Origin of the sequence: Archangium sp., from assembly GCF_036389735.1 — a bacterium.
GTDB lineage: Bacteria > Myxococcota > Myxococcia > Myxococcales > Myxococcaceae > Archangium.
Genome location: NZ_DASVWK010000674.1, coordinates 1 through 11,802 on the forward strand (window position 1 = coordinate 1; position 11,802 = coordinate 11,802).

Consider the following 11,802-nt stretch of genomic DNA (forward strand, 5'->3'; position numbering starts at 1 on the left):
CTCGGGCTATGCGAAGAACCAGTACGACAAGAAGCTGGCGGCGGCCTACCAGCACCTGTCCTCCCGCCAGTTGCCCGACTTGAGCGTGCGCGAGGGGCAGCTGCGGCTCATGTTCCTGGGCTTCGATCCGGGCTCCGTCGACGGGGCGCTCGGCCCGAACACGAAGGCGGCCCTGAACCAGTTCCAGAGCCAGCATCAATTGCCCATCACCTCTCTCTTCGACCCGGCCACTCTGGAGGCGCTGCGGGCCCGGAGCGCGCCCCGCCCCGCGCCGGTGGAGGTCCTCGCGGTTTCCGCCTCGGTGAGCCACCCGCCGGCAACGCACGCCCCCGAGCCCGTCACCGCTGTACAGCTGGCACCGGTCGAGCCCGCTCCATCCGAGGTGTCGGCGGTGGTGGAAGACCCGTCGCTCCCCGCGCACCTGTCCGAGCAGCTCCGTCAGCGACTCGCGCAGCCGCTCGACAAGGCCGTCCAGGACGAGCTTGCCCGTCTCCTGGTGCTGCGGACCAAGGCGGCTCGGGAGCTCGGCCCCAGTGCGGTCCAGAATATCGACCTGGGTCTCACGGCCCTGCTGGCGGAGCAGCCCAACGTCGCGTTCGTGCGGAGCATCCGTCGGCGCATCGCCTCCATGCTCGCCGACCACCTCTACCCACTGCGCCCGCTTCCCATCTTGCGCTCGAGCTCGCCCGCCACGCAGGTGGTGCTCGGGCTGGCGCTGCTGCTGCTCGCCGCGAACGGGATGTCCGCCTTCGCGCACCTGGTGCTGACCAGCGAGAGCTCCATGCTCTTCGGCGTCTCCATCCGCGCGCTGCTGATGGTGGGGCTGTGCGGCGCCAGCGGCAGCGCGGTGAGCATCCTCACGCGGCTCGGAGACTTCGAGAAGCTGCGGGGCGCCAGCCGCACCTCCATGGTGATGCTGGGCTTCTTCAAGCCCGTGGTGGGCCTGTACTGCGCGCTCTTCGCCTTCGCGCTGATGAAGTCGGGTCTGCTGCCCCTCAAGGCGGCGACGCCGGAGTCGGAGCTGTACCTCTCCATGGCCGTGTGCTTCCTGGTCGGCTTCAGCGAGCGACTCGCGCAGGACATGTTCGCCCGGGCGGAGGAGCGCTTCACCTCGGCGACCGGAAGGTCTCCTTAAGAAGGGGGCGCCTGGGCTCGATGACGCCCCGTGCAGCAACCTCCTCGCGCGAGTCAAGAGGCGTGATGCACCCACCGCTGCGCACCGTGGGCGAGGGGTGCTTCCGCGTAAGTGCCTGTCACGACTTGGGACCGCGACGTAGCGCTACATGTTCGTAGCTGAGAACTTGCCAAAGGTCGCGACTTGCTGAAGATGTGTGGTGTGCAGGTGCGCGCGCGGGCACGCGAGCCCTGCGTCAAAAGAAGGAACAACATGGACCAGTTCGACCAGAACAAGCAGGCCGCAAAGATTCGTGTCGTCGGCGTCGGGGGCGCCGGCTGTAACGCGGTCAACACGATGATCATGGCGAAGCTTGAGCGGGTCGACTTCATCGCCGCCAACACCGACGTGCAGGCGCTCGCGGCGAACAAGGCGCCGGTGCGGCTGCAGCTCGGACAGACCCTCACCAAGGGTCTCGGCGCTGGCGCCAACCCGGAGATGGGCCGCGAGGCCGCGCTCGAGTCGCGCGATCAGATCGCCGCCATGCTCGAGGGCGCGGACATGGTGTTCGTCACCGCCGGCATGGGTGGCGGCACGGGCACGGGCGCCGCTCCCATCATCGCGGACATCGCCAAGAGCCTCGGCTGCCTCACGGTGGGCGTGGTCACCAAGCCCTTCCTCTTCGAGGGCAACAAGCGCCGCAAGCAGGCGGAGCAGGGCCTCGTGGAGCTCAAGGCCGCGGTGGACACCCTCATCACCATCCCCAACCAGCGGCTGCTCACGCTCAGCACCGAGCCCATGCCGCTGCTGGAGACGTTCAAGCGCGCCGATGAGGTGCTCCTCAACGCCGTCCAGGGCATCTCGGACCTCATCCAGTACCACGGCTACATCAACGTCGACTTCGCCGACGTGAAGACCATCATGAGCGACAAGGGCCTGGCGCTCATGGGCACCGGCCACTCCTCGGGCGACAAGCGCGCGCTCACCGCCATGCAGCAGGCCATCTCCAGCCCGCTGCTGGAGGACATCTCCATCGACGGCGCCACCGGCCTGCTCATCAACATCACCGGCGGCCGCGACATGACCCTCCAGGAGGTCAACGAGGCGCTCACGCTGGTGCACGACGCGGCCGATCAGGACGCGGAGATCATCTTCGGCTCGCTCATCGACGAGAACATCCGCGACGAGGTGAAGATCACCATCATCGCCACGGGCTTCGTGTCGCGCGATGCGAAGGTGCGTCAGCCGGTGGCCCCGGTGGTGCAGGTGCCCGTCATCACCCGGCCGCCGCCCATCTCGCTCACCGCGGCGCGCGACCGCGAGGAGGTGGCGAGCCTGGTGCCCGCCAAGGCCGGCGCGCGGACGATGTCGTCGGTGGAGGGGCGCTCGCTCTCCGGTCGCACCGCGGTCGTGAAGGACGCGGCGCTGCCCCTGGACGAGGATCAGTTCGACATCCCCACCTTCCTGCGTCGCCAGGGCCAGACGGAGATGCCGTAAGAGGCTAGCGCCCGGGGAGGCGGGCCACGCTCGCCGCCCGGTGGTGCCGCCCCGAGAGCGCGTCACTGCGCGCCAGCAGGGTGTCCAACTCGCGGTAGAGCTCGTCGATGCGCTCCGGCAGGCGGGGCGCGGGGACGACTCCATCCCCGGAGAGCTGCTCCAGCAGCGAACTCGCGCGCTGGAGGAGCTGGTGGGCCCGGAGCAGGGCGCGACCCGCGCGCGTGCCCTGGGGGGAGAAGAGGGTTCCTCCCTGGTAGAGGGCCTCGATGGCCGCGCGGTTGGTGCGAAGGCGCTCGTTCAGCCGCGCCCGATAGAGCTCCAGGCGTCGCTCGAGGCGCGCGCCCTGGAGGTCCACCACTGTTCCTGTCGTGGGCTTCACGGCCAGGGACGCTACGCCACTATCCTACATCCCCGCAACTTCCCGGCGGGCGGCGCGTTGTCTCCTTGTCAGGTCGAGGGGTCGAGGTTTAGGTTGCCCGGCCTCACAACGGAGGGGACGCGGGCCATGTTCAAGAAGCTGCTCATCGCCAACCGGGGTGAGATCTCCCGGCGCATCAACACGGTGGCCAAGGGGATGGGAATCTCCACCGTGGCCGTCTACTCGGACGCGGACGCGGAGCTGCCCTTCGTGAAGGAGGCGGACGAGGCGGTGCGGCTCGGGCCGGCCCCGGCCAAGGAGAGCTACCTCAACATCCCCGCCATCATCGCGGCGGCGAAGTCCACCGGCGCGGACGCGGTGCACCCCGGCTACGGCTTCGTGTCGGAGAACGCCGAGTTCGCCACCGCGTGCACGGCCGCCGGCATCACCTTCGTGGGTCCGCCGCCCGAGGCCATGCTTCGGATGAAGGACAAGAGCCAGGCGCGCAAGCTGGTGGTCGCCGCCGGAGTGCCCGTGGTGCCCGGCACCGAGGACGTGCTGCCGGACGTGGCCGCCGCGCTGGTCGCCGCCGAGCGCATCGGCTACCCCGTGCTGTGCAAGGCCGCGGGCGGCGGAGGTGGCATCGGCATGGCCGCCGCCAAGGACCCGGCCGAGCTGGAGAAGGTCTTCCGCCAGTGCACGGATCGGGCGAAGGCCGCCTTCGGCCGCGAGGGCGTCTACATCGAGCGCTACTTCCCGGCCCCCCGCCACATCGAGGTGCAGATTCTCGGTGACCACCACGGCCACCTCATCCACTGCCTGGAGCGCGAGTGCTCCATCCAGCGCCGGCACCAGAAGGTGGTGGAGGAGGCTCCCTCGCCGCTCTTCGCGGACGGGCGCAACCCGGAGCTGGTCCAGAAGCTGTTCACGGCGGCCGTCACCGCGGCCAAGGCCTTCGGCTACGCCAACGCCGGCACGGTGGAATTCCTCTACTCGGACGGCGACATCTACTTCATCGAGATGAACGCCCGGCTCCAGGTGGAGCACCCGGTGACGGAGCTGACCACGGGGTTGGATCTCATCGGCTGGCAGCTGCGCATCGCCTCCGGCGAGAAGCTCACCGTGAAGCAGGAGGACGTGAAGCGGCGCGGGGCGGCACTCGAGTTCCGCATCTACGCGGAAGACCCCGTGAAGTTCTTCCCCTCGCCGGGCCCGCTCAAGGTGTTCCAGCCGCCCACGGGCGAGGGCGTGCGCCTGGACTCGGGCTACGCCGAGGGCAACACCGTCACCCCGAACTACGATCCGATGATCGCCAAGCTCATCGTCTCGGGCGCCACGCGCGCCGAGGCGATCGAACGCTCCATCCGGGCGCTCCAGGGCTTCCGCATCGAGGGCATCAAGACGAACATCCCCCTGCACCTGCGCATCCTCCAGGATCCGGTCTTCCAGGCGGGCGACCTGAATACGCGCTTCCTGGAGCAGCACGCGAAGCCGTAGCCGAGGGGCAGTCCCTATCCCCGCAGCACCGAGAGCATTCAGCCCAGGAGGGCACAGCGTATGGCGGACGTGGCGGCGCACATCACCGGAACGGTGTGGAAGATCGAGGTCAAGGTCGGGCAGAAGGTCTCCTCGGGGGACACGCTCGTCATCCTCGAGTCCATGAAGATGGAGATGCCGGTGGAGGCGACCGAGGACGGCACGGTGAAGGAGATCCGTTGCAAGGAGGCCCAGTCCGTCAACGAGGGCGACGTCCTCGTGGTGCTCGAGTAGCGGACGCGCGTGGTGCAGCCGTCCACCCTGCTCGTGGAGGACCGGGACGATGGTGTCCGGGTCCTCACCCTGTCCAACCCGGCGCGGCGCAACGCGCTCGATGACGGCCAGGTGGCCCGGCTGGACGAGGCCCTGGCCTCGGCTCCGGGGAAGGTGCGCGCCGTCCTCATCCGGGGCGCGGGCGGCACCTTCTGCTCGGGCTATGACCTGAACGTGCTGGGGGCTCCCACCGAGGACAGCCTGCCGGACGACGCGCTCATGGAGTGCCTCGCCCGGCTGGAGTCCCTCCCGCTGCCCAGTGTCGCGCTGGTGCAGGGCTGGGCCTTCGGGGCCGGCTTCGACCTGTCGGCCTCGTGCGACTTCCGCATTGGCTCGGAGGACGCCGTCTTCTCCATGCCCCCGGCGCGGCTGGGCATCGTCTACGCCTCGGACGGGCTGATGCGCGCGGCCCGGCTGGTGGGCGTGGCGCGCGCCAAGAACCTCTTCCTCACCGGCCGGCGGCTGGACGGGAAGGAAGCACTGACCTGGGGCCTGCTGGACGAGTGCCTCCCGGTGGCCGACGCCGAGGCGCGGGCCCTGGAGCTGTGCCGGACGCTCGCGGCGCAGGCTCCTCTGGCGGTGGCGGGGATGAAGGAGGCCTTCCGGCTGCTCACGCGTCCGACGCTGTCGGCCGACGAGCGGACGCACCTGCGCGAGGTGCGGACCCGGGCCTTCAACAGCGAGGACGCGAAGGAGGGCAGGGCGGCCTTCCTGGAGAAACGCACGCCCCGCTTCCGCGGCCAGTGAGGCTGGCCGCCCCCTGACGGTTCAGGTGTCGCCGAACAGCTCGCCCATCCGCAGCTGGAGCGCGGAGGCGATCTTGTACAGCGACGAGATGGACGCCGAGGACTCGGCGCGCTCGATCTGCGACAGCAGCGACACGGACAGGCCGGTGCGGCGCGCGAGCTGCTTGAGCGTGAGGTCCTGCGTCTTGCGCGCGTCGCGGATGGTGCGGCCGATGGCGCGGTGCAGGTCCGCCTCGGGATCCTGCGACAGGCCCTTCTTGGCCAGCGCGTTGCGCACGGCGCCGAGGAACTGATCCGGCTCCATGGGCTTCTTCACGTAGTCGCTGGCCTGGTTCTTCAGCGAGGCCACGGCCGTGTCCACCGTCGGGTAGGCGGTGGCGACGATGACGGCGACGTCGGTGTCGTACTTGCGGATCTGCTCCAGCACCTCGGTGCCGGACATCACCGGCATCATCATGTCGAGGATGACGAGGTGGAAGTCCGCGCTGCGGAGGATCTCCACCGTCTTCGTGGGGTCCGTCGTGGTGACGACGTCGTAGCCCTCACGCATCAGAACGAGCTTGAGGTAGTCGCAGTTGTCCTGCTCATCGTCGACCACCAGGATGCGAATCTGCACGAACCTTCTCCTCCCGCTGAGGGGTGAAGCCAGTGACCCGGGAACCACGCGCACCGTAGAGGTGGCGCGCGCGAGGGTATCCCGAGGGGCTACTGGCCGCCTCCCTGTTGTTTCTGTTTCTCGTAGTCGGCCACGATCTGCCGGATCTGGGTCGCACTCGGGTCATTGGGCGCGAGCCGGAGGAATTCGCGGTAGTGCTTCACGGCGTCTTCCGGCTTGCTGCGCTTGGCCACCGTCGCACCCAGGATTTTGTAGCACGAGGCGTAGGTGGGCTCGACGGCGATGCACTTCTTCAGCATGTACTCCGCCTCGGCGTACTGCTGCTTGCGCGCGAGCGTGACGCCATCGCTGTAGAGTTGCCGGGCCTGCTCCTCCGTCGAGCGGCGCGGCGTGCCGGCCACGGGCTTCTTGTTGGGCTTCGCCGGGGGCGCGAGGGCCCCGTCCACCTGCTCCGTCAGGGCCGCGTGCTCGTCGGCGAAGGAGATCGTCCCCTCGCTGGCCTGGAGGTATTTCCGCGCCTCCTCGTAGCGGCCCGCCTCGAACTCCTTCTGCGCGAGGTCGAGGTTCTTCTTCAAATCCTGCTCCGCCCGGGCCTGCTCGAGCAGCTCCTCGGCCTTGGCGGGGCGCTGGCCGTTGGCGTCCTGGAGGGGCTCGAGCGTGGCGACCGCCTTGTCGAAGTCACGCGCCTCCATGGAGGCCTGGGCGCTCTGGAGCTTCTCCTCCAACTGCGCGAGCGCGGACTCGGCCGCGGGCTGCGGCTGCGGGTCCGGGTTGGTCGCGGGCTTGCGCACCGGCTCCGGGGTGGGCGGCTGCGCCTGCTGCTCGGGCTGCTTCTCCACCACGGCCGGCTGCGGCGGCTTGACGGGCGTGGCCGGGCGCTGGCCGACCAGGAACCAGGCGGCTCCCCCGATCACGCAGAGCAGGACCATGCCCACCGCGGCCAGCAGCAGCGGCTTCTTGGTGCCACCCCTGGCCGCGCGCTCGTGTAGCAGTCCCTCGGTGCTCTGGCCGGGGCCGACGAAGCGCAGCTTCACGTGGCCGAGCTCGAGGAGGTCGCCATGCGCGAGCGAGGACTGCGCGTAGCTCTCTCCGTTGACGGCCATGCCGTTGGCCGACTGCATGTCGATGATGCGCCACTCGCCGGAGTCCTCGCGCACGAGCTTGGCGTGCGTGCGCGACAGCGAGCGGTGATCCAACGAGATGTCGTTGTCCTCGGTGCGGCCGATCCGCATCTCCGTGCGGATGCAGGCGAACTCCTGGCCCTTGAACTCGGCGCTCACCACCACCAGGTGTGGCGCGTCCTCCGGGTCCAGGTTCTCGACCTTGCGCGACCGGTTCATCTCCACCTGATCCATCCGGATCACCGCGGTGGAGTGCCGGCGCTGCTCCGCCGGGGTGAGCGGAGGCGCGTCGTCCTCTTCCCGCGAGGCGGGGGCGTCCGCCTCGGCACTCTCCTCGGAGGAGGTGCTCGACAACTCGTCCATGGCCGCTTGCAGTTCCGCGGCGGGTAGCCGCACGGTGGGCGCCATGGGCTGCGAGGCGGCCTCCTTCTGCAGGGCCAGGTCGTAGTCGCCGATCTGGATGAGGTCTCCGTCCCCTACCTTGGCGGGTCCTTGGATGCGCTCACCGTTGATGCGTACGCCGGTGTAGCTGTCCAAGTCCTCCACAAGCACGTGCCCGTTCTGGCGCAGCAAGCGTGCGTGACGACGAGACACGTTGCGCTCGGTCAGGCGGATGGTGTTCCCCTCCTGACGGCCAATCGTGATCTCGTCCCGCACAAAGGGGACTACAGTCTTTCGCCCCTCGTCGTCTTCGATGATGAGCTTCAGCACGGGTCGGGTCCCCTTACAGCTATAGCAGAACGCCCCCGGGCATCTCAAGGAGGGCATCCGCCCCAAAGTACAGGGCTTTTCCCCTAGGTAGCGGTCTAGCCCCGGTGGTTGTCTATCGGACAGATGGCCGCGAGACCCCAGGTGGGCTCCCGCATATAAGGACAAAACAGGCCCCGGGCGCTACGGGGGGGAGACCGGCTGGCCGGGGGGCGGGTGGGCTACAATCCACGCCATGCGGAAGATGATCGCACCCCTGGTATGTGTCCTGGTCGCGCTCCTGGTGACACCCCCTGCCCGCGCCGAGGAGTCCGCGGCGGATATCGCCCGCCGGAGCCGTGAGCGCGGGGCCCTCAACCTGCTCGGCGTGCGAGCGGAGCTGAAGCTCACCTCGGTGTCAAAGGCCGGCCAGCGCAAGGAGCAGGTGCTCACCTCCACGGCGAAGCGGGTGGGGGGACGACTGCATTCGCTCGCGCGCTTCTCACAGCCCGCGGGGGTGGCGGGCGTGACGGTGCTCACCGTGGAGGGGGCTGGGGGCGAGCCGGCGGACATCTCCCTGTACCTGCCCAAGCTGAAGCGGGTGCGGAAGGTGGCGCGCACGCAGCGGGGCCAGTCCTTCATGGACACGGACTTCAACTACGCGGACCTGGGTGGCACCGGCGGCGAGCGCGATGAGTCGCTCCGCCTCGCGGGCGAGACGAAGGTGCTGGACAGGCTCGTCCACGTGCTGCGCGGCAAGGCGGGGCCGGACTCGCCCTATGGCGAGGTGACGCTCTACGTGGACAAGGAGACGTACGTCCCGCTGAAGGCCGACTACTCGGACCGCGAGGGCAAGCCCCTCAAGGTGTACCGCGCCGCGCAGCTCAAGACGTTCAAGGACCGGGTCATCGCCGAGCGGGCGGTGATGGAGAACCTCCAGACGGGCTCGAGCACGACGCTGGAGGTGCTGAAGCTGGAGGACGTCCAGCTCGGCGACGAGGCCTTCACCGAGCGGGCCCTGGAGCGCGGGTGAGTCGCGGGCTGACACTGCTGGCCCTGGTGCCCACGCTCGCGCTCGCGCAGCCCGAGGTTCAGGTGCGCGGCGACGTGCGGCTGGTGGGCGGCGTGGACACCGGCTTCGAGCCCCGCCGGGAGGATGGCCTCGGCGAGCACGTGGTGGACGGGTGGGGGCGGGCGTCGATCGCCACGGACGTGAAGCTGAGCCCCTCGCTGAGGCTGGTGGTGGAGGGGCGGGCCTTCTGGCGTGGTGGCGCCGAGAAGGGCCTGGAGCACGCCCGCGGCACCTTCGAGCCGTACCTGGGCGAGGCCTTCCTCGACCTCTACACGCGGTGGGTGGACGTGCGGGTGGGGCAGCAGACGCTGGCCTTCGGGGCCAATGCCGTCTTCGCGCCCACCGACCTCCTCAACCCGAGGGACTTCCGTCAGGGCCTCGTGCTGCCCGAGCCGGAGGACGTGAAGCTGCCCGTCTTCGCCGCGCGGGGGCTCGCCAACGTGGGGCCTCTCACCGTCACCGGCGTGTGGGTGCCCTTCTTCGTCGCGGATCGCTACGACGTCTTCGGCCAGGATCAGGCGCTGCTCCAGCCCTCGCTGGGGCTGGCGGTGCCCTTCCCGGTGGATGCTTCCGTGGAGTCCGGGCTCCAGCCGCACCTGCTGGAGACGGAGCGGCCGGGCCTGCCAGGAGACGTGGGCCTGCGCGTCACGGGCAACGTGGGGCGGGTGAAGCTGGGCGGCTCATGGGTGTGGGGCCATGAGAAGCTGCCTCAGGTGACGCTCGACCCGGAGCTGGACGCGCTGCTGCTCGCCCGGGAGCGGGGCGAGCCGGCGGACGCGGCCCTGCTGCTCTCCCTCCAGGAGCGGCTGCGCGCGGGCGAGTCGCTCTACACCGGCCGCTACGCGCGCCAGCACGTGGTGGCCCTCGAGGCGAACTCCCTGGTGGGGCCCGCGCAACTCGACGTGGACGTGGGCTTCAGCCCCGAGCGGACGTTCTACGGGGATCGGCTGCGCCCGCTGCGCGAGCCCGCGCTGACGTGGGTGGTGGGCGTGTCGCAGGCCGAGGAGTCGAAGCTCGTCTACTCCGTCACCTATACCGGGCTCGTGGTGCCACGCGTGGGCGCGCAGCGGTTGCTCCTCCTGCTGGAGCCGGGCACGGCGCGAGGCCGGGAGCGCGCGGCCTTCTTCCACCTGCTGGTGGGCGATGTCCGGTACTCACTCCTGGGCGACAGGTTGGAGGTGGGGCTGCGCGGCGCCTTCGAGGTCGTCCAGCGCTCCTTCCTCCTGTCGCCTCGCGTGGGCTGGCGCGTGTCCGAGCGGCTATCGGTGGGGCTCGCGGCCGAGGTGTACGCGGGCCCGGGTTTCAGCCCCTTCGGCTACTTCAACCGCAACGACCAGGTGCTCGCCTCGGTGCGGCTGCTGCTGTAGCCGCGGGGGCCCTCACCGGGCGCTGCCGACGCGCGCGGTGAGGCCCAGGCCGATCGTCCATTCGCCCACCCGGGCCACGCCCGCATCCGCGTGCACGTGTGCCCCGGACAGCCGCAGCCACACCGGCTGGTCGTTCAGGGCGAGGAGGAGCCGCTCGAGGCTCGCCTCCCCGCGAGCCCGGAAGCGCAGGCCTCCGTCGAGGCCCACCGTCCACCCGGCGAGGACCGTGGCACGTGCCGCCCACCAGCCGTCCTCCGTCTCGTAGCCCGTGTCGAGCAGGAGCGAGGTGAAGGGGGACAGCTCGTGCACCGTGCCCTCGCGCGAGTGCCGCAGCGTGTGGCTCGCGGCGGGCCCCACACCAAGCCACACCCGGGCCGTGGGTGAGCGCAGCGGGTCCACCAGCAGCGCGGCGCGCCCCGTCTCCACCGTCCAGCCCGGCCCCTCCCAGACGCGTCGCTCGTAGTGGCCCACCCGCAGCGCCAGGGTGAGGTCGAAGGGGAAGGGGATGCGCACGGGCCTCGCGGTGGGGATGAGGATGAAGCCCTCCTCCAGGTGCCGGCGCAGGTTGGCCTCGTAGAGGGTGGCGGTGAGGCCACGGCGCGCGGAGCCACTCCGGGCCTCGGTGACGAGGAGGCGGTGCGTGTTGAGCCACGGCGTGCCCTTGCTGCGACTGGGGCGCACGGTGCGCAGCAGGATGCCGGCGCGGAGCTCCGGCGCGGCCTTTCCGGAATGGAGGAGACCTCCGGCGCCGAGGAGCAGTGCGTTGCCCGGATCGAAGCAGACGGTGAAGGGCTCTCCGTCCGCGTCCTGGGCGGTACAGCCGTCCCCGTCCCCGGGCGCGGCGGCGAGCAGCAGCGCGAGCGTGAGCGCGAGCATCCCGTGCCCCTCTCAGCGCTGGGTCGCCAGGGGGGCCGAGCGGCGGGGCGGTGCCCACATCGAGAAGCGCAGGCCCGACTGGGCGGACCACTCCCAGACGGAGGGGGCACCCGCGAGGTCGCTCCGCCACTGGCCGCGCCCGTCGAGCACGAGGCTCACCGGCTGGTCGTTGATGGCGAGGAGGATGAGCTCATAGCCGGCGCGCACCCGCAGCCGCTCGGGGTTCCGGGGACGGCCCGAGACCTCTGCGTCGAAGAAGACCTTCTCCGCCTCGACGCCGAAGGTGAGGTGGTGGAAGCCGTTCGCGTCGAGCGTGAGATCGCCCTCGAAGGCGGCGCCGGGGACGAGCGTGACGAAGCGGTGGGTGCGGTCGTACTCCAGCGAGGGCCCGGCGCGCACTCGCACGTACGAGGACAGGTCGCCCGAGTGCCAGAGGTCCAGGGTGAGGTGCGTGGTGGCGAGGGTGAAGAAGGTCGTCTCGGTGCCAGAGCGGTGGAGCAGCTCCAGGCGCAGCACCTCGAGCCATATGCCCATGTCGA

Annotated in this window: 11 protein-coding genes and 1 pseudogene; 7 read left to right on the forward strand and 5 right to left on the reverse strand. The window is 70.1% G+C overall.

The features are described 5' to 3' along the window. A partial coding sequence (locus tag VF794_RS23710; RefSeq protein WP_331114108.1) for a peptidoglycan-binding protein occupies nucleotides 1-1,135 on the forward strand: 1,135 nt, incomplete at its 5' end. Between the two features lie 252 nt (nucleotides 1,136-1,387). Next, nucleotides 1,388-2,611: a cell division protein FtsZ gene (gene ftsZ, locus VF794_RS23715; RefSeq protein ID WP_331114110.1), complete on the forward strand. Its 1,224-nt coding sequence runs from the start codon at nucleotides 1,388-1,390 to the stop codon at nucleotides 2,609-2,611. Between the two features lie 4 nt (nucleotides 2,612-2,615). On the opposite strand, the gene VF794_RS23720 is transcribed toward ftsZ, so the two are convergent. Beyond that, nucleotides 2,616-2,990, reverse strand: a complete 375-nt coding sequence (locus VF794_RS23720) for a hypothetical protein (protein ID WP_331114112.1) — start codon at nucleotides 2,988-2,990, stop codon at nucleotides 2,616-2,618. A gap of 126 nt (nucleotides 2,991-3,116) precedes the next feature. Between VF794_RS23720 and VF794_RS23725 the strand changes: the two genes are divergently transcribed. From VF794_RS23725 to VF794_RS23735, 3 genes are read left to right on the forward strand one after another with little or no spacing between them, the layout of a single operon-like run. Then, the gene (locus VF794_RS23725; protein ID WP_331114114.1) at nucleotides 3,117-4,466 is read left to right on the forward strand and encodes an acetyl-CoA carboxylase biotin carboxylase subunit; all 1,350 of its coding nucleotides are present in this window, start codon (nucleotides 3,117-3,119) and stop codon (nucleotides 4,464-4,466) included. Between the two features lie 60 nt (nucleotides 4,467-4,526). After that, nucleotides 4,527-4,739, forward strand: coding sequence for a biotin/lipoyl-binding carrier protein (locus VF794_RS23730; RefSeq protein WP_331114116.1), 213 nt, complete (start codon nucleotides 4,527-4,529; stop codon nucleotides 4,737-4,739). Between the two features lie 12 nt (nucleotides 4,740-4,751). Continuing rightward, on the forward strand, nucleotides 4,752-5,525 hold the full coding sequence (locus VF794_RS23735) for an enoyl-CoA hydratase/isomerase family protein (RefSeq protein ID WP_331114130.1): 774 nt from the start codon (nucleotides 4,752-4,754) through the stop codon (nucleotides 5,523-5,525). A gap of 21 nt (nucleotides 5,526-5,546) precedes the next feature. Here the strand turns inward: VF794_RS23735 and VF794_RS23740 are convergent, their stop codons facing one another. Together VF794_RS23740 and VF794_RS23745 are read right to left on the reverse strand one after the other, a co-directional pair. Beyond that, on the reverse strand, nucleotides 5,547-6,140 hold the full coding sequence (locus VF794_RS23740) for a response regulator (RefSeq protein ID WP_108074968.1): 594 nt from the start codon (nucleotides 6,138-6,140) through the stop codon (nucleotides 5,547-5,549). An 89-nt stretch (nucleotides 6,141-6,229) separates the two neighbouring features. Then, a complete protein-coding gene (locus VF794_RS23745; protein ID WP_331114122.1) occupies nucleotides 6,230-7,972 on the reverse strand; it encodes an FHA domain-containing protein in 1,743 nt (580 codons plus the stop codon). Nucleotides 7,973-8,204: 232 nt separating this feature from the next. Between VF794_RS23745 and VF794_RS23750 the strand changes: the two genes are divergently transcribed. Further along, nucleotides 8,205-8,981 (forward strand): outer membrane lipoprotein-sorting protein, encoded by a 777-nt coding sequence (locus VF794_RS23750; protein ID WP_331114124.1) that lies wholly within the window; start codon nucleotides 8,205-8,207, stop codon nucleotides 8,979-8,981. Further along, complete coding sequence (locus VF794_RS23755) at nucleotides 8,978-10,387, forward strand: hypothetical protein (RefSeq protein WP_331114126.1); 1,410 nt, start codon at nucleotides 8,978-8,980, stop codon at nucleotides 10,385-10,387. The genes VF794_RS23750 and VF794_RS23755 overlap by 4 nt, the downstream gene beginning before the upstream one ends. A 12-nt stretch (nucleotides 10,388-10,399) precedes the next feature. Here VF794_RS23755 and VF794_RS23760 read toward each other — a convergent pair whose 3' ends face one another. Then, a complete protein-coding gene (locus tag VF794_RS23760; protein ID WP_331114128.1) occupies nucleotides 10,400-11,263 on the reverse strand; it encodes a hypothetical protein in 864 nt (287 codons plus the stop codon). Nucleotides 11,264-11,275: 12 nt separating this feature from the next. Continuing rightward, nucleotides 11,276-11,802: pseudogene (locus VF794_RS23765) on the reverse strand (hypothetical protein); the annotation flags it as partial.

Excerpts from the sequence above, each read along its gene's own strand:
- ftsZ (WP_331114110.1), top strand. The coding sequence starts at position 1,388 with ATGGACCAGTTCGACCAGAACAAGCAGGCCGCAAAGATTCGTGTCGTC.
- VF794_RS23725 (WP_331114114.1), top strand. The coding sequence starts at position 3,117 with ATGTTCAAGAAGCTGCTCATCGCCAACCGGGGTGAGATCTCCCGGCGC.
- VF794_RS23730 (WP_331114116.1), top strand. The coding sequence starts at position 4,527 with ATGGCGGACGTGGCGGCGCACATCACCGGAACGGTGTGGAAGATCGAG.
- VF794_RS23750 (WP_331114124.1), top strand. The coding sequence starts at position 8,205 with ATGCGGAAGATGATCGCACCCCTGGTATGTGTCCTGGTCGCGCTCCTG.
- VF794_RS23760 (WP_331114128.1), bottom strand. The coding sequence starts at position 11,263 with ATGCTCGCGCTCACGCTCGCGCTGCTGCTCGCCGCCGCGCCCGGGGAC.